Source organism: Hymenobacter telluris (assembly GCF_017313265.1).
GTDB classification, from domain to species: domain Bacteria; phylum Bacteroidota; class Bacteroidia; order Cytophagales; family Hymenobacteraceae; genus Hymenobacter; species Hymenobacter telluris.
Genome location: NZ_JAFLQZ010000014.1, coordinates 61,169 through 83,304 on the forward strand (window position 1 = coordinate 61,169; position 22,136 = coordinate 83,304).

Below are 22,136 nucleotides of genomic sequence, written 5' to 3' on the forward strand. Positions count from 1 at the left end.
TGGGTTAACCGCATTTCCTTGCTCAACTCCTTTCCCTATGACTTTAAAGCAAGCCGTTGGCAAAGTGCACCTCTGGCTCGGGCTGGCGTCCGGGCTGGTGGTGTTTATAGTGAGTGTCACGGGCGCCATCTTCACGTTTCAGGATGATATCCGGGACTTCACAGAGCCCTGGCGCAAGGTGAAAGTGCAGGCTACCGCCCCGGTGCTGCCTTCCCAACTGCAAGCCGCAGCGCTGGCAATTCACCCTGGGGTACAGGCCAAGGACTGCTGGACTACGTATTTCGGACCGGAGCGCGCGGCCACGGTGTTCTTCACCGACAAGGCAGGTGCTCCCATCATGGTGTCATTGAACCCCTACACGGGTCAAGTGCTGCGCGAGCAGGATTTGCGCACCCATTTCTTCACCATCATTCAGGAAATCCACATGCACCTGCTGCTGCCCGAGGCCATAGCCAAATGGGTGGTGGGCATCAGCATTTCTATTTTCGTGGTGATGATGCTGACCGGCTTGGTGCTGTGGTGGCCGAAACGCAAGCAGGAGCGCAAACAGCGCTTCACCATCAAGTGGGGAGCCCGCTGGCGGCGCGTCAACTACGACTTGCACAACGTACTGGGCTTCTACGCGGCCAGCATTGGGCTGATATTGGCGCTGTCGGGCCTGTTCATGATTTACCCCTGGATGCTGAAGTCGATTGTGTACGTGGCAGATGGGGGCAAGCCCGCGCCGCAGGAGCTGATGCAAACCAGGCTCGACACGCTGCAAACCGTACCAACTGCCGCCCAGCCCTTGCCCGATGTGGTGTACCGCACCGTGCGCCAGCTTTCGCCCGCCCACGAAATGGTGCTCATCGGCCCCACCGGCACGGGCAAGGCCCCCGCATTCTGCTGGACGTACAAGAAGGCGCTGCACTACTACCACCGCGACGAATACGCTTTCCACCCCATATCGGGCCAGTTGCTGGAATCCCGCTTTCACGCCACCAAAAGCGCCGGCACCAGGTTTTCCGACATGAACTACGATCTGCACGTGGGTCAGATTCTGGGCTTCGGGGGCAAAGTGGTAGCCTTTCTGGCCAGCCTGATTTGCGCCAGCTTGCCCGTAACGGGCACCATCATCTGGTGGGGACGCCGCAACAAAACCAAGCGTCCAAAACGGATAGTAACGGCACAGGCGGTTACTGCCTAAAGCTGGTATCACCCATCAAAACAAAAGGCCTGACTACTCGAGTAGTCAGGCCTTTTGTTTTGGCATTGCTTTACGTTACAGCTTCTCGGCCAGGAAGCGGGCCGTGTGGTTGGTGTCTTTGAGCTTCACCATGTCTTCGGGCGTACCTTCGAACAGCAGGTGCCCGCCGTTGATGCCACCTTCCGGCCCCAGGTCAATCACCCAGTCGGCGCACTTGATGATGTCCATGTTGTGCTCGATGATGAGCACCGAGTTGCCTTGCTCTACCAGCGCATTCAGGGCCGTCATCAGCTTGTTGATGTCGTGGAAGTGCAGGCCGGTGCTGGGCTCGTCGAAGATGAACAGAATCTTATCGTTTTGCAGGGTCGCGCCTTTGGTCAGAAACGAGGCCAGCTTCACGCGTTGGGCCTCGCCGCCGCTGAGTGTATTCGCCGACTGGCCCAGCCGAATGTAGCCCAAGCCCACATCTTCGAGCGGCTTGAGACGCTCGGCTATCTTGGGTTGGTCCTTGAAGAAGGTGATGCTGTCCTCGATGGTCATTTCCAGCACCTCGTTGATGGCCTTGTCCTGGAACTTCACGTCCAGAATATCCTGCTTGAACTTGCGGCCCTCGCAGGCTTCGCACGTCAGGTAGATATCAGCCATGAACTGCATTTCAATCTTCACCTGCCCCTCGCCCTGGCACACCTCACAACGCCCCCCGTCGATGTTGAACGAGAAGTGCGACGGTTTAAAGCCGCGGGCCTTGGCCAGCGGCTGGTCGGCAAACAAACTCCGGATGGCGTCGTAGGCTTTCACGTAGGTCACCGGGTTGGAGCGGCTGCTTTTGCCGATGGGGTTCTGGTCTACGAACTCCACGTGCGTCACCTGCCCGTTCACGCCCGTCAGCCGGTCAAACTTGCCGGTTGCCTCGCCCGCGCCGCCACCAAGTTGCTTGAGTAACGCCGGCGCCAGTATCCGCCGAATCAGGGTGGATTTGCCCGAGCCCGACACACCCGTTACCACGGTCATTACGTTCAGCGGAAACTTCACCGATACGTTTTTGAGGTTGTTTTCGCGGGCGCCGGTCAGCTCCAGCGCGTTGCGCCAGGGGCGGCGCGTGGTAGGCACGGCCACTTCGCGCCGGCCGCTCAGGTAGTCGCCGGTATAGGTGTTGGTGTCCTGTAGCAGGTCGTCGTAAGTGCCCTGGAACATCAGGTTGCCGCCGCCGCTGCCCGCTTCCGGCCCGATGTCGAGAATCTGGTCGGCTACTTCCATCATCTTCTCTTCGTGCTCCACCACAATTACGGTGTTGCCGAGCTGCTGCAAGGAGCGCAGCACGCCAATCAGCTGCTCGGCATCCTTGGGGTGCAGCCCAATACTGGGTTCATCGAGAATGTACATCGAGCCCACCAGCGCCGACCCCAGCGAAGTAGCCAACGAAATCCGCTGGCTCTCCCCACCCGAAAGCGTACTGCTGAGCCGGTTCAGCGTGAGGTAGCCCAGGCCCACCCGATTCAGGTATTCCAGGCGGTTGGTGATTTCCGTGACCAGCCGCTCGGCCACCTTGGCGTCGTGCTCATCGAGGTTCATGTTCTGGAAGAACTCCAGTGCCCGGCTCACTGGCAGCAACACCAAGTCGGTGATGCTCTGGCCATCTATCTTCACGTATTGCGCGTCTTTGCGCAGGCGGGTGCCGCGGCAGTCGGGACAGGTGGTGCGGCCCCGGTAGCGGCTTTGCAGCACGCGGTACTGGATTTTGTGGGTTTGGGTGGCCACCCACTTAAAGTAGTCGTCGAGGCCGTCGAAGTACTTGTTGCCTTTCCAAATCAAGGTGCGTTCGGCTTCGCTCAACTCGTTGTAAGGCCGGTGAATCGGGAAGTCGAAGCGGATGCCGTTTTTGAGCAGCGGCTTCAGCCACTCGCTCTGCTTGTCGGTGCGCCAGGGGGCAATGGCACCCTCATACACCGTCATGCTCTTGTCGGGTATCACCAGGTCCTCGTCAATGCCCAGCACCGACCCAAATCCTTCGCAGGTTTGGCAGGCGCCGTAGGGGTTATTGAACGAGAAGAAGTTCACGCTCGGCTCCTCGAACACCACGCCATCCAGCTCGAACCGGTCGGAGAAGATCTTTTCAGTTGCGGGTTGTGAGTTGCCAGTTGCCGGCTCGTTCTGGTCGCCGGCAACTGGCAACTGATAACTGGCAACTGTAGTGCCGTGGCCCTCGAAAAACGCCGTCTGCACCGAGTCGGACAAGCGGAACATCAGGTCCTCGTCGCCGGGGTGAATCACGGCGCGGTCTATCATCACGAATACGTCGCCCTGCACCTCGGGCTGGCCTTCGGCAATCAACTCTTCAATGAAGGCGGTTTCGTCGTTGACTACTACCCGGCTATAGCCTTTTTGCAGCAGCAAATCCAGTTCCTTGCTCATGGGGCGGCCGTCGTCGGCGCGTAGCAGTGGGGCCAACAGCATCACGCGGGTACCACCAGGCAGTTGCATGAGGTAGTCCACCACGTCGGCCACATTGTCTTTGCGCACCTGCTCGCCGCTTACGGGCGAATACGTGCGGCCCACCCGCGCAAACAGCAGCTTCAGGTAATCGTAGATTTCGGTGCTGGTGCCGACGGTGGAGCGGTTGTTCTTGATGCTGACCTTCTGCTCGATGGCAATGGCCGGCGAGATGCCCCGGATGTAGTCCACGTCGGGCTTGTCCATGCGGCCCAGGAACTGGCGGGCGTAGCTGCTCAGGCTTTCCACGTACATGCGTTGCCCCTCGGCGTACAGCGTATCAAACGCCAACGACGACTTGCCCGAGCCCGACAGGCCCGTAACAACGATGAATTTGTTGCGCGGCAAGGCCACGCTAAGGTTCTTAAGGTTATGGACCCGAGCGTTTTTGATCAGGATAAACTCGCGCGGATCGAGTTGGTCAATCGGGTCGGCCGCCGGGGCGGTCATTTGCAAAGCGGAATTGTCGGCCATAGGTCGGTAAACAACGACGACTGGGGGTTTGGTTTCCACCCGTCATAGTTTGGATGGGCGAAGGTACGGCAGGTCAGCCTGGGTTGATTCAATAATAAGTCACCCTCGACAGCCACAACTACATTAACTGCCAAAAGTATCTGGCCATTCATATACATTATACCTACCTTAGTATAACTATTGTATCAGAATTGACTTTTACAAAGCAGCATTATCAGAAACAGTAGCCTAATCACTGGTTTGCGCATTCCAAGATGGAAACCCATCAATTACCAATGAATATTGTTTTTTGCGTAAACAGCTTAGGGCTTATGGGCCTCGGCTCAACAATTACTTCACTCGTTAGAAATTGCTCTAACAGCAGTAGATTAAAAATCTGGTTTTTCTGCTCCGAGCTTACTACTACAGATAAATCAAATATCACCTATCTTTTAAACAGCGAACATTTCAAAGGCACTACAGAATTTATCGACTTAAACGTCAAGGACACTTTCGGTCATTTAAATCCTCTTCATCAAGATTGGACCGCATATGGCCGTTTATTAATTCCGGAAATTATTAATGACGAGTACGCATTATACCTTGACGCAGATTTAATTATAGAATTGGATATCTTACAATTATCCACTGTAAACTCCAATAAGATACTATCCGCTGTTCACGAAGGGCCTGTTTGTTTGGCACTAGACAACCACTTGTTTATCAAAAAACTGAATTGGGATCCTACAACTCCTTATTTTAATTCAGGCGTCTTGCTATTTAATATCGAACAATGGGCAAAATGCAACACGAGCTTTAACCTAAAAGAAATATCAAAATCGTACTCAGCACACCTTGTTTCTCATGACCAAACGCTGTTAAACGCTCTATGTGCTGGCGAATTCAATCAGTTATCCCAGGAATTCAACACTTCCTGGCCACCAAATAAACCAGCCCCAGACACTTACGATAAATGCATTATACATTTTATTGGCTCACCTAAGCCCTGGGATATATCTGGCAGAATAATTCATAATAGCTACAATATATGGCTACAATACAATACTAATTTCTGGAACAATGAGTACGGTAAATTAAGCTCACAGAAATTAATTAGAACTTGGTATATAAGAAAGAGCATACTAAAGAATTTAAAACACAAGTTCTTTAATATGCTAACTAATAACTAATACTCTTTCACTTCACCAAATACGGCTCCAGCACCCGCGTCCAGATTTCGTAGCCGGCAGGAGTCATGTGTAGGCCATCCTCCCGGTATAGCTCAGGACGAGGTTTACCGTCGGACCCGAGCAGAGGCGTAGCTACATCCACAAAGCGCAACTGCTTGGGATTTGCTTTAATGTATTCTTGAATAAGGCTATTGGCTTCCTGCGCTTTAGGATAAAGCGCCCACCGTGACGGGCTGGGCTTGATGGCCAGAAACACCAATTGCGTGCGGGGCAGCTTGCGGCGCATCAATTCCGCAAACACTCGAAACGACTCATATACTTCCTGCGGCGTAGCTCCAGCCCCAATATCGTTGTCGCCTTCGTAGAGCACCACCTGCCGCGGACGATACGCTGCTACTAGCTTATCGAAGAGGTAATTGGCATCGGGAAAACGGGAACCGCCAAAGGCTCGGTTGAAAACTGGCCGCCCCGGAAAATCAGTGGCCAGCGTTGTCCACATGCGTAGGGAAGAACTGCCGTAAAACAAAATAGGCGCCGTTGGGGGCCGGGTCAGGCTATCTTGTTGGGCAAAGGCGCGCAACTCCGCCGACCACTGCCCTGGGTTTGGCTTGTTGGCTGTTTGGCTATACCCGGTTTGCGCAGCAATAAACAGGATAAGCATTCCAGCATACCGCAGCAATTGGTATCTGAACGAGTTAGCGGAAGGCGCTGAACAAAATGAAAATGGTCGCATGGTGGGCCGGTTGGTAGTGAGGAATTGTAACAAGTACAACTGTTTGGTTGCTTGTCGCATTCAATTGTTGCGGAAACATTCTTGTTAGATTCTATTTCCTTGAAATTGCTGCCTTACGCGCTCAGGACGGTTTTTTACTACTATCTGCTTAAAGTATATTTTTCTACACACGCCGTATTCATCTGCTAGAGTGCTAGTAATTTGTTAATTTTCGGGCCTTATACGCTTCATCGATGCATATAAAGGCTTATTTTATTTAACTTTATGAAGAAAATTTTTCATACTTTCTTTCTGCTATGGATGCTGCTGACTGTAACGTCAACTATGGCAGCCGATCCATTTGTTCTTAATGGGCAATGGCGAGGACCTTTAAAAGTACCAGGCGGCACTCTAGAACTTATTGTTACAATTGTCCCTCTCACCAACGGCGGCTATTACGCCGCGCTCGACGTGCCACAACAGCGTATCTACCGCATGCCGGTAGAGGTGACGCTGAAAGGTAACGACCTCACTTTGCAAATTGAACAGGCCGGCAGCAGCTTCGTGGGCAAGGTTTTAAGCAACGGCACCATCTTAAGCGGCAACTGGAAGCAGCCTGGTTTATCGGGGCCGTTGCAGATGCAACGTGCTACTTCGTCGGCTACGGCCGCTGGCAAAGTGCGCCTAACCCCACCCTACCGCGAAGACGATATCAACTTCACTAATCCTGCTTCTAAGCTGCGCATGGCGGGCACCCTAACCGTACCCGCTGGTGCCGGTCCTTTTCCGGCGGTGGTACTTGTCTCGGATTCTGGTCCGCAGGACCGCGATGCTGGGGAGCAGGAGTACCGCATGTTCAGCATTCTGGCCGATTATCTTACCCGCCGCGGGGTGGCCGTTCTACGTTTCGACGACCGGGGCGTGGGCAAGTCGCAGGGAAGCTACTTTAACACCACCACCATTGATGTGGTGAGTGATGCGCAGGCAGCCATGAGCTTTTTGCGTAGCCGCGACCTAATCAACCCTGAACAAATTGGAATTATTGGCCACGGTGAGGGCGCCAACGTGGCCCTGCTGGCCGCCGCCGATACGGGCCCGGCCAAACCGGCTTTTGTGGTGTCGATGGCCGGCTACGGTTTGCCGGGCCGCCACGTATTGGTGCAGCAGCAGCTGGAAATTATGCGCCTGATTGGCGCTAGCCCGGCTCAGGTGAAAGCAGCTTTAGCACTGCACGTTGAAATGATTGACATCATCCGACAAACGCCTAACGATGCCCAAGCCCGTGGCAAAGTAGCCGGCACCCTGCGCAACAGCAACACCGACCTTGACCCGCATATGGCCCGCGCCCGCGCCATTCAACTCACGTCGCCGTGGTCGCGCTATTTCATCGATTTCGAACCCGCCCGCCAGCTCGGCGCGGTGAAGTGCCCGGTACTAGCCCTCAACGGCACCAATGATTTGCAGGTAGAGGCAGCCGGCAACCTAAGTATGCTGCGGCGTGGCTTACGCAATAGCCGGGATGTTAAAACCAAGAAACTATCGGGTGTAAATCATTGGCTGCAACCCAACCGCGAAGAATGGGCCATTGTAAACGGGGAGCAGCAGCCTACGTTTTCTCCGGTAGCCCTGGAAACCATTCGCGAATGGATTGCCGCCCGCACCACGCTACCAAGCCCAGTGCCCGTAACCGAGAAGCGCAAAGAGCCGGTTAAAGCCGGCAAAGTGACCAAGGGTAGCAGTTCGACCGCACCACGCGCTAGCCGCTAACTAGCCGATGGTTCATTAAGCAAAGCCCGTGGCCTGAAGTTCGTCTTCAGGCCACGGGCTTTTTATTTTATTACAATTCGTGCTTCTTCCTCTTGTTTTGGTTGCAGGAATTTGATTGAAGGCGGCCGTTAGTTCTTGTATTATTGTGCCTTGCTTGCTTCATATCTTTCACCGGAATCAATGACACGCATTCCTGTACAACTCCGAGGTTTTCTGCTGGGGATGGCGCTCCTGCCTTTCTATGCGGCCGCTCAGACAACCCCGGCCGCGGGCTCGTTGGCCGATACCTGGAATGGGGCTCTTGAATTACCCAACAGTCCGTTGCTACTTACTATCACGCTTGCCGAGCCGCCTACCGGTCCGCGTACGGCAACCCTGAATGTACCCATACAAAAGTTAGCCAACTTTGCTTTTTCAGGCGTAGAGGTGAAAGGAGACAGCCTGATTCTGCTTTCTGATTTCCTGGGGCTGCGTTATGCTAGCCGCATTTCCGCCGATAGGCAAGAACTCACTGGCATCTGGAAGCAAAACGGCGAAAAATGGCCACTCACGCTACGTCGGGGGGCTCCGGTGGCGGTGCAGGTGCCTGTTACGCGCCCCCAGGACCCCGTTTTGCCCTTGCCATATCAAGAGCAGGAAGTAGCCTTTCTGAACCCTACTTCTAAGCAGAAATTGGCCGGCACCCTCACCCTGCCGGCGGGCAAAGGTCCTTTTCCGGCCGTGGTGCTGGTATCCGGTTCCGGCCCGCAAGACCGCGACGAAACCATTCTCAACCACCGCCCTTTCCGCGTATTAGCTGATTATCTCACACGGCGCGGCATAGCAGTTTTGCGCTACGATGACCGAGGTATCGGTAAGTCGGAGGGCACTTACGCTACAGCTACCACCTCCGATTTCCTGACCGATGCGCAAGCCGCCTTAGCCTTTCTGCGCGCCCAGCCTGGGGTGCAGCCTAAGCGGGTAGGTATGCTTGGCCACAGTGAAGGGGGCACTATTGCGCTATTGGCCGGGGCTCAGTTACAACCACCAGCATTTATTGTATCGTTGGCGGGTATGGGGGTAAGCGGCTCTACGCTGCTGCTGCGGCAGCAAGCCGATTTGTTGCGCACCGCTGGCCTCGACACTGCCCGTATGCGCCAGATGCGTCAGACGCAGGAAGCCATCCTTCAGATTATCCGAACCACTCCTGATAACCCACCGGCCATTGCACGCGTGGTGCCCCTCCTGAAACAGGCCAGCCCTGGCGTAACCGAGTCGGTGCTGACGGTAATGGCCACCCAAATGACCAGTCCCTGGTACCGCACCTTCCTCACGCTCGACCCGCAACCGATGCTAAATAAGGTGCGCGTACCTGTACTGGCCCTCAACGGCAGCAAAGACCTGCAAGTAGCGCCCGACCTCAACCTGTCAGCAATTGAGAAAGCACTGAAGGATGGTAAAAACCGAAACGTAACCGTGCAACAGTTGGAGGGGCTCAACCATTTATTCCAGACTGCCCAAACCGGCCTCCCATCTGAGTATGGTCAGCTTTCAGAAACGTTTGCTCCGGCTGCTCTCGAAATTATTGGCAACTGGATAGCAACCCAAACAAAGCGGTAAGTTGCTGTACATAACTGCAAATGCATCTTTAGCTAATCTGATTAGGGAAAGCAAAAGGTTATGAGCACAGTTATCCACATGATGTGGATAACTGTGCTCATAACCAGCGCTTGAATACACACTCACTTACTAAGTTCATTAGAGCTTAGTACTGAATACGAGGTGCCACTTGGCCTATACCAATGCTACTTATCTGCAGGCTCAGGCGTAAGGTCCAGCTTCCGCAGCTTATCGGCGCGCCAAGCCGTAATGGCTACGACCAAAATGGTCATGGTGCCACCAAATACAACCGACCGAATTGTGCCTAGCCACCTTGCCATTGCGCCCGACTCGAAAGCGCCAATTTCATTGGAAGAACCAATAAAAATGTTGTTGACGGCCGATACCCGGCCTTTCATGTATTCTGGCGTGAAGGTGTGAATGAGTGTGGAGCGCACAATGACTGATACGGAGTCGAAAACGCCAGTCATAAACAGCAGAAACAGGGACAGCCAGAAGTTACTGGATAAAGCAAACAGAATGGTGGCCACGCCGAAGCCTGCCACGGCCCACAGCAACTTGCGGCCTGCGTGCCGCCGGAGCGGAAAGTAAGTCAGAAACACCGCCATCAGTACAGAACCCACTGCTGGTGCCGATTCTAGATGCCCTAGCCCGGCGGCTCCTACTTTCAAAATATCTACCGCAAATACCGGCAGCAGCGCCACAGCCCCGCCAAACAGCACCGCGAATAGATCCAACGACAGGGCCGCCAGTACCAACTGGTTGTTAAAAATGAATTGCAATCCGCTTAGCACACTGTCCTTCAAGTTCAGTCGTTCCCCTTCCAGTGGAGGCAGCGGCCGTGAGGCTATCTGTGTGAATTGGAGCAGCGCCAACACTAGCAGCACTGTTGCTACGGTATAGGAGTTAGCCACCCCCAGATGCGCAATTAAGTAACCGCCAATGGCTGGCCCCAGCACTGAGGCCGCCTGATAGGTGGTGCTGTTCCAGGTTACGGCGTTGCCCAATAAGCCACGGTTGGGCAGCAGTTGGGGCATAAAGGAAAATAGCGCCGGCCCCAGAAACCCACGTGCAATGCCGCTCAAAAAGATGACGCTGTACATTGGAAGGGTATACAAAGAGCCCTTAGCCAGCATACCAATACCTAATGGAGAAGCAAAGAACCACAAGGCCGCCGCGCAAAATACCAGCACCGATACAGCCGACACAATAATATTTTTTCGCCGCACCGAATCGGCCACGTGCCCTGCGTAGAGCGATACGCCAATACTAGGAATAGCTTCGGCCAGCCCAATAAAGCCTAATGCCAATGGATCGTTGGTGAGTTTGAAGATTTGCCAGCTCACTACTAATCCTTGCACGCGGGTAGCAAGAGTAAGAAAGACGCGCGCAGAAATCAGGCGGCGGAAATCAGGCAGTCGTAGAGCAGCGTAAGAATCATCGCGCGAAGCGCCAGAGGTAGTGGGCATAACGGCGGAAGTGCGCTAGCGAAAAGGAAAAACTCAAAGGTAGGTCCACCCTTCGGAATGCACACGCCCCCGGACCCGCTAAATAGTTGCCCTGTCTATTACTGTAGAGCTACACTTCCTTTCCACGCTATTCACTCTGTAGCCACAGCCTACCTATTGTAAGGCGCACTCAATCGATAAGCACATCGTCTCTATATGAAATAAGTGTGATATTTCATTCTTCCCGTATTACAACTACTGCAACAAAAAGCATAATTTTTTACACCATTCATTCAGCGTGTTACCAGATAATTGCGGCCTAATGCAACACAATATCCTTCATTATCAATACTATATACAATAGTTTCATAATGCTAAAAAATATTTTCGTTAGAGCCTACTTAGGCATTGTGTTTGCCCCGGCAGTTCTCTACATTTGAAAACAGGAGGAATCTTCATCCTTCACTCATCTAAGAAATTCACCGGCAACTGCACAATATGGTTTAAAGCTCTACGTTCCCTTATTCGTAGCTTTTATGGAAACCTTGCAGCCGAGCGACTCCGCTCTGATTTCGCTTTATATTGCCGGCAAAGAAGAGGCCTTCGCGCTTTTGCTTGATCGTCACAAAGCCCGTGTCTTCACCACTATCATGCTGATTGTGCGTGATGAGGACGTGGCCGATGATTTGTTGCAGGACACTTTTATAAAGGCTATTCACACCATGAAAAGTGGCCGTTACAACGAAGAGGGAAAATTCTCTTCCTGGATCTGCCGTATTGCCCACAACCTGGCCATTGATTTTTTCCGTCGCGAGAAGCGCAGCCCGCTGCTCAACCTCGATACGACGAGCCATGCCTTCAACTCTCTCTCGCACGCCGAGGAAGGAGTAGAATCAGCTCTGACTCGGGAAGAAACCTACGCCCGGCTCCGTGAACTGATTCAGGACCTGCCCGCGGCTCAAAAGGAAGTGCTTATCATGCGTCATTACGGTGATATGAGCTTCCAGGAAATTGCCGACGCGACGGGTGTCAGTATCAACACTGCGCTGGGAAGGATGCGTTACGCGCTGATCAACCTTCGGAAGAAGATGGCCGTACAACCAATTCCCTATGATCAAAACCTTACCCAACGAGAACCTGCTCCGGTACGTGTACAACGAATTGCCAGCTGAAGAGCAGCATGAAGTAGAACAAGCCTTGGTGCACGACCCTGAGCTAGCCACCACCTGCGCCGACCTGCTACTTGCCCAACGTAGCCTCGACGCTCTGGCCTGTGGCCCCAGCAAACGTAGCACCGATGCTATCCTACAGTATTCGCGCACTTTTCTGCGCTCGGCTTAGGGAAACAGCTTAGATTATTTTGCCAGGACACCACGAAGCGTACCATCCGGTACCTTTGGGGTGTCCTGGCTTTTTTGTGGCCTTCCGTATTCCTCCCAACTACGTCGGTTTTATTCGCCGCTTAGCTGCTCCGTTTTTCTTATGCGTACCACCGAGCGTTTTCGTCACTTTCTCGACTATTTCACCAACAACTTTCCAGAGCCCGAAACCGAGTTGCACTACGCCAACCCGTACGAGTTGATTGTGGCGGTGGTATTGAGCGCCCAGTGCACTGATAAGCGCGTGAATATGGTGATGCCCGCTTTGATCCAGCAGTTTCCAACGCCGGCGCATTTGGCAGCCGCTACTGCCGAAGACATATTTCCGTTTATTCGCAGCATTTCGTACCCAAACAACAAGGCCAAACACCTGGCCGGCCTGGGCCGAATGCTGACCACAGACTTCGGCGGCGAAGTACCTAGCAGCATTGAGGAATTGCAACGCCTGCCAGGAGTAGGCCGCAAGACTGCTAACGTGGTGGTATCGGTTATTTATAACCAGCCGGCCATGGCTGTGGATACGCACGTTTTCCGAGTGTCGCACCGGTTGGGGCTGGTACCGCGCACAGCCACTACGCCACTGGCCGTTGAAAAAGCACTGGTAAAATATATTCCCGAACAGTTAATCCCGAAGGCACACCATTGGCTGATTTTGCACGGCCGCTATATTTGCGTAGCTCGGCAGCCTAAATGCAGCATGTGTCCGCTTGCAAGCTGGTGCAAGTACTACGAGCAGAATACGCCACTCACTCAGAAGACCAGAAAATCACCCCCTCTTCCTATTGACAGTGAGTGAGATACATAAACGCATAGCAATACGTAGTATATAAGTAGTTCTAGACAGTACATTATTTCACTGCTTTTTCTAGCACTTGCTGCACAACATTAGCTAATTGCTGCCTATCGAAAGTAGAAGCAGCTAAAGCTTTACCGGCTGCCCCTGCTGCCCGCAGCTTTTCAGGATGTTGGAATAGGTTTTCAAGCAGGGCAGCCAAGCTACTTGCATCACTTGCAGGCGAATACCAACCGCATCCAGTGGTTTCAACTAGGTGCCGTGTCCAGCCAGTGTTAGTTACCACCACAGGAGTGCCTACAGCTAAACTGTCGTAGAGCTTTGCGGGCGAATTGGCGTCAAGCACGGGCAGCCCCAGAAACGATACCACTGATACATCGGCTAGCCGGAACCAGGTGAATACAGCGTGGCGCGGCTGCGGCGGCACCAACCGAATGAAGGCATGCTGGGCAGCCGCTTGCTGCAATAGTTTTTCATCGAAGCCATGCCCCATGAATAGCCATGTCACGCTCGGGCAGGTAGCGGCTAGCTGCACGGCGGCTTCCACTAACATTGCCATGTTATTGGCCCGCCCGAAGGTACCAGCGTAGAGAATCACTTGCCGCCCTGCTAACCCTACTTCCTGCCGCAACGCTGCTACTGCTTCATTGGTAGCGCGAGCAGCTAGGTTTAAATCGGTACCGTTGAGGACGGTGGTGAGTTTATCGGTGGGTACGCCAAGTTCCCGCACGTATTGCGTCATGTCGGGCGAGAGGGGCAAAACGTGGCTGGCAGATTGGTAGAGGCTTTTTTCCAGCGCAAATAGTCCGCGTTGTGCCAGCCGATTTGGTACTGCGCCCATGGCTATTGGGAACGACGGCCACAGATCCTGCACCTCGAACACCCACGGCACCTGCCGCCAGCGTGCTACTTGCGCCGCGGCCCAAGCGGCTGTCAGTGGCGTGCTGATGCCCCAAATAACATCGGGCTTATCAATTCGCAGGCCTTCCCGTAGCGCGTACGCCGCGTACTGGCCAAAAGCCAAACCACGCCGCAACACGCCCATTTGGTTCTGATAAGGCACTTGCGCAGCACGTAGCTCCACCCCCTTCGGCACCCACGCAAATTCATTGGTGAGTTGCTGCTGCTCCCAAGTGCGGGTAGTAATCAGCGTGACGCGGTGGGTGCGGGCAATATACGCCAGTAGCGTGTAGTGCCTACTGGTAGCCGGACAGTCGGGGTTGGTATGATACTGACTGAAAACAGCAATGTGCACATCGTGGTAATTATGAATCATCAATCAGGCGCTATGCGTTGCCACAAACCTAAGCGGCGGCGGCTACACACAATGCCGGACTGATAATTCTGAATTCAACTTCTACTTCTCGGCGCGGCGCGGCTTAGGACGGTAGCGCGAATCGGTGAGGATGTGCTGAGGGTTTTTGTCGGCCATCAGCTGAGCCAGCGTCACGTTGGGGTGCGTGCTCATGTACTTGCGCACAATCTGCCACCCCACCCAGGCCCCTACCCTACCGGGGCAGGTTTTATCAATTTCCGGGATATTCGGCCGCTCCCCCACGTACTTCTGGATAGTGAATGGCGCCGTAGTATAAATCAATTTCTTCTCCAGGAAATGCGCCCAAATCTTGCCTTCGTTGAAATTGATTCCAGCTAATTCCTTGTTGGTGTAGCCAATCAGCAACGAATCGGGCGTGCAGGGCAGTACTTGTTCCGCGAAGTAGAGTGACTTGCCGAACTGAATCATATCCGCCAGCATCGTTTGCTCGGTCAACTCCTTCTTGTTGTACTTGCTGCTAATAGCTAGTGCAGCAGTAGGCAGCACGTATTCGGGGCGGTAGCGGCGCAGAATATAATCGGGCACATTGGGTCGGTATTTAGCTTCCGGCCCTACGAAGAAGTCCAGCCCCAGCACCATCAGGCTGTCGTTGACGAACATGTCCTGGCTCAAGCCCGTCACAAACGTTTTGACGGGCGGTATCGGGAAGGCGGGAAAATTGTAGCGTATATGCTGAAACATGCGCTGCAACTCGCCTTTCAGCTTCTCAGAATCCTGAAACGTACTGTCCGTTTGGCGGCCCAGCTGCTGCAAACCGGCGTTGGTTGCTAGGCGCGTAAGAGTACCGGCCAGCACTTCATCGGTTGGAAACTGGCGGCGCTGCAAAAACTGATTGGCAAACAACGGATGCTCCGCCAAGAAACGCTTGGCATCGGCGGTATTTTTGATTTGAAAAAACGGCTTCTCCAGCCGCTCCAACTCCACGGGTGCTTTTACGTTAGCTACTTCCGGGTTCAATTCGCATTTGTCTTGGTCGCGCCCACAGGCGGTAAACAGTGCCAGTGAAGCACCTAGCAGAACAGCGAGGACATGACGCATATAAGTAGGAATGTGAAGCACGCTTCTATCTTTAAGGCGAAAATAGCCTAAAACCACACGCGGGCCGACTTAGCGTTGATAAGTCATTCAGTTTATTGAAATTCTGCCATGAAAAAATTACTCCTAGCATTGCTAACCGTTGGAGCTTCGGCTGGAACTGCCTTCGCGCAAGTTGAAATTGGGCTGAAACTTTCGCCTTCTGTTACCAATCTTAGAGCCGAGTCTCCTTCCAATCTTAGCTTTCAGAACGAAAAAAGTAAGTTAACTATTGGCGGCGGCCTCATAGTGGATTATTTCTTTGGTCAGAACTACGCTTTTAGCACTGGCGTGCAGTTGGTTGGCAAAGGCGGCACTATCAGCTATCTAGATCCGGTTAACGCCCGGCGCTACGAGCAGAAAATAGGCATTCAGTATCTGGAAGTACCTGTTTCGGTAAAGCTGTTCACCAACGACATTACCACCGATACCAAGCTCTATTTCCAGCTAGGTGGTACGCTAGGCGGGGCTATTGCCGCCAAAATTGATGGCAACAAGCGGTATATCAGCCCTACTACCGGCTCCGAGACCAAGGCTCTCGACCATGTTATTACGCCAGAAATTGCAGCACTTCTTGGTTTTGGGGTGGAATACCAACTTGGGCAAAGCACTAAGGTGCTGGCCGGTGTCAGCTACCACCGCGGCCTGCTGAACGTAGATAAGTACTTCGAAGACAACCGTAAGTTTTCCGACGTAAACCTAAAAAACAGTGAGTTTGCGCTGGATTTGGGCCTCAAGTTCTAGCAAGCCATTTCGCATTTACAAGGAAAAAGCCCGCGCTGCTTCAAGCAGGGCGGGCTTTTCTTCTGTCAGGAGGAGTCGTCGCAGAACGTTTCCGTTAGTCAGTTATTTCCAGTTCTCGGTCTTGCAGGCGGGCCATAGCAGCGGCGGCAGAGTGCAGCTCTATTTCCTCACCTTGCTCGTCTTCGATACGGTAATCCGTTAAGCCCAGGCTGGTATCCTTCACTACCTTAATCCACTTGTAGTACTTCAGATACCACTTCATCTGTTTGGAAACCAAGCCTTTCGTGTAATACGCGTGCAGGAAGGGATGCACGTAGAGCGTAATACCCGATTGGTTTTGAGTGACCAGCAGATCTTCAATGCTATTGTCAATTTCGTCGGTAACTTGGATGGACGCCGATATTTTACCGGTGCCCCCACACGTTGGGCAAACTTCCCCGGTCACAATTTTCTCGGCGGGCCGCACCCGTTGCCTTGTGATTTGCAGCAACCCGAACTTGGTGATAGGCAGAATGGTGTACCGCGCTTTATCCAGCTTCATGATGCTGTGGACTGCATCTTCCACCTTCTTACGGCTCTCCGCCGACTTCATATCAATGAAATCGACAACGATAATGCCACCCATATCACGCAGCCGAAGCTGACGCGCTACCTCTTTGGCAGCCAGCATGTTCACCATCAACGCCGTAGCCTCTTGGTCACTTTCCTGGTTGCTCTTGTTGCCGGAGTTCACGTCGATGACGTGCAGCGCCTCGGTGTGCTCAATTACCAGGTAACCGCCGCCGGGTACCGTCACGGTCTTGCCAAACAGCGTTTTCAGCTGCTTTTCAATCCCGAGGTGCTCAAACACTTTCACTTTGCCAGTGTAGTGTTTCAACAGCCCGATCTTGTCTGGCGCAATCTGCTCCAGATACCCACGCATTTCCTCGAAACGGGCCGTTGTATCCACCGTAATGGCATCAAACGACTCGTTCAGCATGTCGCGTAGCATGGAGCTAGTACGGCCCAACTCTCCCAGCACTTTATCATTCGGCTTGGCCGAACGTAAAGCGGTGAAAAGCTGCTCCCACTTGCTGGTCATGCTTTGCATGTCGCGGTCCAGTTCGGCTACTTCGCGGCCTTCCGCTACCGTGCGGATAATGACCCCGAAGTTGTCGGGCTTGATGGAAGCAATCAGCCGTTTCAGCCGTTCCCGCTCCGTCTTGCTCACGATTTTCTTCGAGACGCTGATGGTGTTGGAAAACGGCACGAGCACCAAGTAGCGGCCCGCCATGGAAATATCCGTGGACAAGCGTGGCCCCTTGGTGGAAATCGGCTCTTTAACAATCTGAACCAGTATTTGCTGGCCCTTCTTCAGTATATCGGCAGCTTTGCCCACTTTGTCCAATGGCCCTTCCAGACCAAAGTTTTTCAGTGCGCCTACCTGTGTTTTCTGCGACTGTACGCCTCGCACCCATTTGCTGAGCGAGGGAAATTGCTCGCCCAAGTCGCCGTAGTGCAGAAACGCATCCTTTTCGTACCCGATGTCAATGAACGCAGCGTTCAGACCGGGCATAACTTTCTTGACCGTGCCCAGGAAGATGTCGCCCACCGAATAATTGGTGTCGTTGCGGTCGAAATGATATTCGATGAGCCGCTTGTCCTGGAGCAGGGCAATCCGTTCTCCTTCCTGAGTAGAATTAATGATTAATTCGTTACTCAATGGATAGTGTTGTTAGGTATCCGTGATGGATGGCCCGCAGCCTCCGAAACCGGCAAAGGGAAGCCGGTGCACGTAGCACCGGCTTCCCTTGCAAACCTCGGGGAAAGCGAAAAAACAGCCACTCTCGGGGATACAAAATGAGAGATAGACGGACGGCCTTTCTCGCAAGAAAAGCCCCGCCAGCAAACCCCGAAAGGCTTACTTCTTCTTGTGACGGTTCTTGCGCAGACGCTTTTTCCGCTTGTGAGTGGCAATCTTATGACGCTTTCTTTTTTTACCGCAGGGCATGTTGTGATGGGTTAGATGGTTGACTATTGATTATTTCTTGCCATTTGTTGGTTGCTACCTGCTGATTGAACTGACGTGCAACCAACAAATAACTGCTAACAAGTAGCTTTTCACTGAAGCTTCTGAAGCTGCTCGTTTACCGCAGCCGTGAGGCCAGGGTCCGTGCTCAGACTTTTTGCCTTTTCCAAGGCGGCTTTGGCATCGGCAGTAGCCCCGGTTTGGGCTAACGCGACGCCAAGGTAAAATTGACCGTTCACATTGTCGGGATTAACTTTCGTTAGTTCCCGAAAACGCTCTACAGCCTTTTCGTACTGGTTGCTCTGCATTGAGAGTAGCCCCAAATTATAGATGGCTTTCTCGTTGCGGGGGTCAGCTACCAATACTTCTCGTAGCAATACTACGCCTTGCACCGGATTTTCGCTGGCCATGAAGGCCATGCCGAGGTTGGTTTTAGCGTCTAGGTTCTCGGGGTTGTTTTTCAACACTTTCCCGTAGAGTTCCTGGCACTTGGCGCCCAACGCTTTCTGCCGCTCCTGTGTGGTAGCAAAGGTAAAGGCGTCAAAGTAAGCATCCGCCGCCCGCTTCCAGGTTTGTTCACCCGGCCGGGCCTGCGCTAGCTGCTCCAAGAAATATCCCGCACTGTCGAATTTCTCGACAGCCTTATACTTATCTGCCAATTCCGAAGCCACCCGTAGTTTGGCAATCGGGTCTTTTTCGGCGGTGTATTTGGCAGTAAGTGCGCTTATTTCTTGGCGTTGCTTAGGCGCCATGGTCATGTGCGGCTGCTCAGGGGTAGCGCCCGCCGGCTGGCCAGTTTCCACGGATGCCGTGGAAGGAGCCGCCGCTCCATTGTCGCGGTTGGCAGTACGAGCTGCATCCTGCGCTAATTCACCTTTACCTTCTTTGGGCTTTACAATCACCTTCGGCAACAAGAATAACCCAACAACCAGCACAAGCGCTGCGGCTAGAAGGATAAGTTGATGCGAACCAGTGCGTTGAGCCATAGAGAAAAAGCAGGCCGCTAGATTTCCCGGTGAGGATACCCAGCGGCACGGCCGGCAATATTACGAAAACGAAAATTAGGCGTTAGCCAGTGCTTTAATCTTCTTGCTGTTTTTGATCTTGCCGATGAAGGTTTTCGACGGCTTGAAGCTTGGGATGAAATGCTCGTCAATGATAATCGACGTGTTTTTCGAGATGTTGCGAGCGACTTTCTTCGCGCGTTTTTTGTTTACGAAGCTACCGAAGCCGCGTACGTAGATATTGTTGCCCTCGGCCATCGAGTCTTTTACAACTTTAAAGAAGGCTTCTACGGTAGCCGAAACGTCAGCTTTCTCAATGCCAGTCTTGTCGGCAATTTCGGCGATTACTTCTGCTTTAGTCACGCTGGTAAGTGTACTATGGTGGGAAAAAAATGTCCTGGCTAAAAAGCCCAATCCCAAACGTAAGCCCTTGCCCGGTAGGCTGTTCGCTCGCGAATTGGGGCCACAAAGGTAGTTCCCTTTTTTGGTTTTGCAATAGTATTAGTTTCAATGAAGTTTCAGTCCTTGCTTGCGTCCAACTAATTCTTTCTCAAAACATTGACTTCTCCTTCCTCCACCCTTGCTCATCCTTACTTTGCCAAAGCACTCTTGGAATGGTACCCGCGCCACCGCCGCGACCTGCCTTGGCGCCACACCCGCGACCCGTATGCCATCTGGCTTTCAGAAGTTATCCTACAGCAAACCCGCGTTAAGCAGGGTCTTCCATATTACTTAACCTATATTAGTACATATCCAACGGTACAGGATTTAGCCGCGGCCCCCGAAGACGAAGTGCTGCGGCACTGGCAGGGCTTGGGCTATTACAGCCGGGCCCGCAACATGCACCACACCGCGCAGCAGGTGGTAGCTGAATATGGTGGCCGCTTCCCGGAAACATACGCCGAGCTACTAAAACTGCGGGGCGTGGGCCAGTACACCGCCGCTGCCATTGCATCCTTCGCGTTTGATGAGAAGGTGGCTGTGCTGGATGGCAACGTGTTTCGGGTACTAGCTCGGGTGTTTGGGCTTACCCAAGATATTGCAGCGCCAGCCAGCCGGCGGGTATTTCAGGTACTCGCCGATCAGCTAATTCCAGCGGAGGCGCCGGCGGAGTTCAACCAAGCCATTATGGAGTTTGGCGCCATCCAGTGCACTCCAGTTAATCCGGATTGTTTGTTTTGTCCGCTGCAAAACCAGTGTTATGCCTTCCAGCATGGTATGGTAAACGAGTTGCCGGTTAAGAGTAAGGCTAAAGCTGCCCGCACCCGCCACTTCCATTATCTGGTGTTGCGCCACGCCGATACTGTATATATGCGTAAGCGTGGTCCTAAAGACATCTGGGAAGGCCTCTACGACTTTGCGCTGACGGAAAAGGATGTAGCCGACCTATCGGCGGTAGAACTGCTGCATGCTGTGGAGGCGTTAGGTGGGCAGTTGAGCACAACCCGTGTGGAAGAACCAGTGCAGGCAATGCGCCATGTGCTAAGCCACCAGAAAGTAGAAGCCAAATTTCATCTGGTATGGCTACATGCGCCGTTACCAGCGGCGGCGTTAAAAGCCTCAGGCTTAACAGCTTTTACTTTATTGGAAACCAATGCCTTGCCGAAGCCGATTCTAATTGCTAATTATCTTGACAAATCATGGAAATAGATACTAATAAATTTGGTATTTATAGCGTGATTTAATATCTTTCAACACAGATACAGACTCTTCAACTCTCTCTTTTATAGCAAGTAATGGCAGGCATTAACAAAGTAATTCTGGTAGGCAACTTGGGCAAAGACCCGGAAGTTCGTCACTTGGAAGGTGGAGCTAGCGTGGCTCATTTCACACTGGCTACCAATGAGTACTACAAAGACAAACAAGGCAACCGGGTAGAACGGACCGAATGGCACAACATAGCCGCTTGGCGTGGCTTGGCCGAAATGGCCGAGAAGTTTTTGAAAAAAGGCCAGCAGGTGTACGTAGAAGGCAAAATCAGGACTCGGCAGTATCAGGATAAGGACAACCAGACCCGGTACATCACCGAAATCATTGCCGATGAAATCACCATGCTTGGTGGCCGTCCAAACGCTGGTAACGGACAAAACGCAGCTGCTACTAACTCAACGGAGGCAGAAGCGCCCCAAACTTTTCGCCAAGAGCCTGAGCTAGATCAGCTTCCTTTCTAGCTACTAATTTTCTTCTCTTTTAAAGCTCCGGCATTTGTCGGAGCTTTTTTGCGTTTAAGCGAGTACCCCTATTCTAACCCGGCGCTATTCTATAGCAATAGCCGCTTGCCAACAGGTTGGGGTTTAGCTTTACCTTTGAGTAACTCTTTTGCATTGCTAGAATGCCTGCTTCCCGACTCCTGCTTGCCTTTTTCTTCCTAGTTGTATTACTGCCCGCCTGTTCTTCGCCGGGCTCCGACGATTACACGCCCAAACCCAAGGGCTACAACCGCATCGATTTGCCCCCGCACCGCTACCAGCAGTTGGCGGCGGGCCACCCCTACACGTTCCAGTATTCGCGCTACGCTAAGGTGCTACGCGACTCGTCGTATCTGGCGCAGCCCCACTGGATTAACGTGTACTACCCAAAGTTGAAAGCCAGTGTGCAAATCACGTATTCCGATTTGAAAGGCAACCGGCAGCTTTACAACAAGATGCTGGAAGATGCGCGCAAGCTTACCAGCAAGCATGAAGTGAAGGCAACGGCCATCGACGAGAATATTCTGAAAACGCCCAACGGAATGCGGGTAGCCATGTTTGAATTGCAAGGCGAAGTGCCCAGCCAAATGCAGTTCTATACCACCGACAGCACCAAGCACTTCTTCCGTGGCGCGTTGTATTTCCGCACGGCTACGGCCAACGACTCGCTGGCTCCGGTAATCGACTACGTCAAAAAAGACATTGTGCAGCTACTGAATACATTGAAGTATCAGTAAGCCTTGCAGCTAGTAGCTGATAGCTGT

At 53.0% G+C, this 22,136-nt stretch carries 19 protein-coding genes; 11 read left to right on the forward strand and 8 right to left on the reverse strand.

What is annotated here, in order from left to right:
* The first annotated feature begins 37 nt into the window (after positions 1-37).
* Entirely contained in the window at positions 38-1,186 is a 1,149-nt protein-coding gene (locus J0X19_RS17975) for a PepSY-associated TM helix domain-containing protein (RefSeq protein WP_206985804.1), read from the forward strand.
* Between the two features lie 75 nt (positions 1,187-1,261).
* On the opposite strand, the gene uvrA is transcribed toward J0X19_RS17975, so the two are convergent.
* Entirely contained in the window at positions 1,262-4,150 is a 2,889-nt protein-coding gene (gene uvrA, locus J0X19_RS17980; protein ID WP_206985805.1) for an excinuclease ABC subunit UvrA, read from the reverse strand.
* Between the two features lie 254 nt (positions 4,151-4,404).
* Here uvrA and J0X19_RS17985 point away from each other — a divergent pair, with 254 nt between their 5' ends.
* A complete protein-coding gene (locus tag J0X19_RS17985; RefSeq protein WP_206985806.1) occupies positions 4,405-5,319 on the forward strand; it encodes a glycosyltransferase family 8 protein in 915 nt (304 codons plus the stop codon).
* 7 nt (positions 5,320-5,326) lie between these two features.
* Here J0X19_RS17985 and J0X19_RS17990 read toward each other — a convergent pair whose 3' ends face one another.
* Positions 5,327-5,980, reverse strand: coding sequence for an SGNH/GDSL hydrolase family protein (locus J0X19_RS17990; RefSeq protein WP_206985807.1), 654 nt, complete (start codon positions 5,978-5,980; stop codon positions 5,327-5,329).
* Positions 5,981-6,376: 396 nt separating this feature from the next.
* On the opposite strand from J0X19_RS17990, the gene J0X19_RS17995 reads away from it, so the two are divergent.
* Entirely contained in the window at positions 6,377-7,798 is a 1,422-nt protein-coding gene (locus tag J0X19_RS17995) for an alpha/beta hydrolase family protein (protein WP_206985808.1), read from the forward strand.
* Positions 7,799-8,020: 222 nt separating this feature from the next.
* Positions 8,021-9,397 (forward strand): alpha/beta hydrolase family protein, encoded by a 1,377-nt coding sequence (locus J0X19_RS18000; RefSeq protein WP_206985809.1) that lies wholly within the window; start codon positions 8,021-8,023, stop codon positions 9,395-9,397.
* Between the two features lie 185 nt (positions 9,398-9,582).
* On the opposite strand, the gene J0X19_RS18005 is transcribed toward J0X19_RS18000, so the two are convergent.
* On the reverse strand, positions 9,583-10,866 hold the full coding sequence (locus J0X19_RS18005; RefSeq protein ID WP_206985810.1) for an MFS transporter: 1,284 nt from the start codon (positions 10,864-10,866) through the stop codon (positions 9,583-9,585).
* Between the two features lie 515 nt (positions 10,867-11,381).
* Here J0X19_RS18005 and J0X19_RS18010 point away from each other — a divergent pair.
* From J0X19_RS18010 to nth, 3 genes are all read left to right on the forward strand, one after another.
* A complete protein-coding gene (locus J0X19_RS18010; protein ID WP_206985811.1) occupies positions 11,382-12,017 on the forward strand; it encodes an RNA polymerase sigma factor in 636 nt (211 codons plus the stop codon).
* Positions 11,956-12,186: an anti-sigma factor gene (locus J0X19_RS18015; RefSeq protein ID WP_242582922.1), complete on the forward strand. Its 231-nt coding sequence runs from the start codon at positions 11,956-11,958 to the stop codon at positions 12,184-12,186. Before J0X19_RS18010 ends, J0X19_RS18015 begins: the two co-directional genes overlap by 62 nt.
* Positions 12,187-12,327: 141 nt before the next feature.
* Positions 12,328-13,020 (forward strand): endonuclease III, encoded by a 693-nt coding sequence (gene nth, locus J0X19_RS18020; protein ID WP_206985812.1) that lies wholly within the window; start codon positions 12,328-12,330, stop codon positions 13,018-13,020.
* 52 nt (positions 13,021-13,072) lie between these two features.
* On the opposite strand, the gene J0X19_RS18025 is transcribed toward nth, so the two are convergent.
* A complete protein-coding gene (locus J0X19_RS18025) occupies positions 13,073-14,293 on the reverse strand; it encodes a glycosyltransferase family 4 protein (protein ID WP_242582925.1) in 1,221 nt (406 codons plus the stop codon).
* Between the two features lie 81 nt (positions 14,294-14,374).
* Positions 14,375-15,391 carry a gliding motility lipoprotein GldB gene (gldB, locus tag J0X19_RS18030; RefSeq protein WP_206985813.1) on the reverse strand — a complete coding sequence of 339 codons (1,017 nt, stop codon included), beginning with the start codon at positions 15,389-15,391 and terminating at the stop codon, positions 14,375-14,377.
* Between the two features lie 108 nt (positions 15,392-15,499).
* On the opposite strand from gldB, the gene J0X19_RS18035 reads away from it, so the two are divergent.
* Entirely contained in the window at positions 15,500-16,171 is a 672-nt protein-coding gene (locus tag J0X19_RS18035) for a porin family protein (protein ID WP_206985814.1), read from the forward strand.
* Positions 16,172-16,265: 94 nt separating this feature from the next.
* Here J0X19_RS18035 and J0X19_RS18040 read toward each other — a convergent pair whose 3' ends face one another.
* The 3 genes from J0X19_RS18040 to J0X19_RS18050 form a co-directional block, all read right to left on the reverse strand.
* Positions 16,266-17,873, reverse strand: a complete 1,608-nt coding sequence (locus J0X19_RS18040; RefSeq protein WP_206985815.1) for an Rne/Rng family ribonuclease — start codon at positions 17,871-17,873, stop codon at positions 16,266-16,268.
* A 398-nt stretch (positions 17,874-18,271) separates the two neighbouring features.
* Positions 18,272-19,165, reverse strand: a complete 894-nt coding sequence (locus J0X19_RS18045; protein WP_206985816.1) for a tetratricopeptide repeat protein — start codon at positions 19,163-19,165, stop codon at positions 18,272-18,274.
* A 75-nt stretch (positions 19,166-19,240) separates the two neighbouring features.
* Positions 19,241-19,546 carry an HU family DNA-binding protein gene (locus J0X19_RS18050; protein WP_022825443.1) on the reverse strand — a complete coding sequence of 102 codons (306 nt, stop codon included), beginning with the start codon at positions 19,544-19,546 and terminating at the stop codon, positions 19,241-19,243.
* A 195-nt stretch (positions 19,547-19,741) separates the two neighbouring features.
* Between J0X19_RS18050 and mutY the strand changes: the two genes are divergently transcribed.
* The 3 genes from mutY (at position 19,742) to gldD (ending at position 22,109) form a co-directional block, all read left to right on the forward strand.
* Complete coding sequence (gene mutY, locus J0X19_RS18055) at positions 19,742-20,833, forward strand: A/G-specific adenine glycosylase (RefSeq protein WP_206985817.1); 1,092 nt, start codon at positions 19,742-19,744, stop codon at positions 20,831-20,833.
* A gap of 86 nt (positions 20,834-20,919) precedes the next feature.
* Positions 20,920-21,354, forward strand: a complete 435-nt coding sequence (locus tag J0X19_RS18060) for a single-stranded DNA-binding protein (RefSeq protein ID WP_206985818.1) — start codon at positions 20,920-20,922, stop codon at positions 21,352-21,354.
* Between the two features lie 161 nt (positions 21,355-21,515).
* Complete coding sequence (gene gldD / locus J0X19_RS18065) at positions 21,516-22,109, forward strand: gliding motility lipoprotein GldD (RefSeq protein ID WP_206985819.1); 594 nt, start codon at positions 21,516-21,518, stop codon at positions 22,107-22,109.
* Positions 22,110-22,136: the final 27 nt, after the last annotated feature.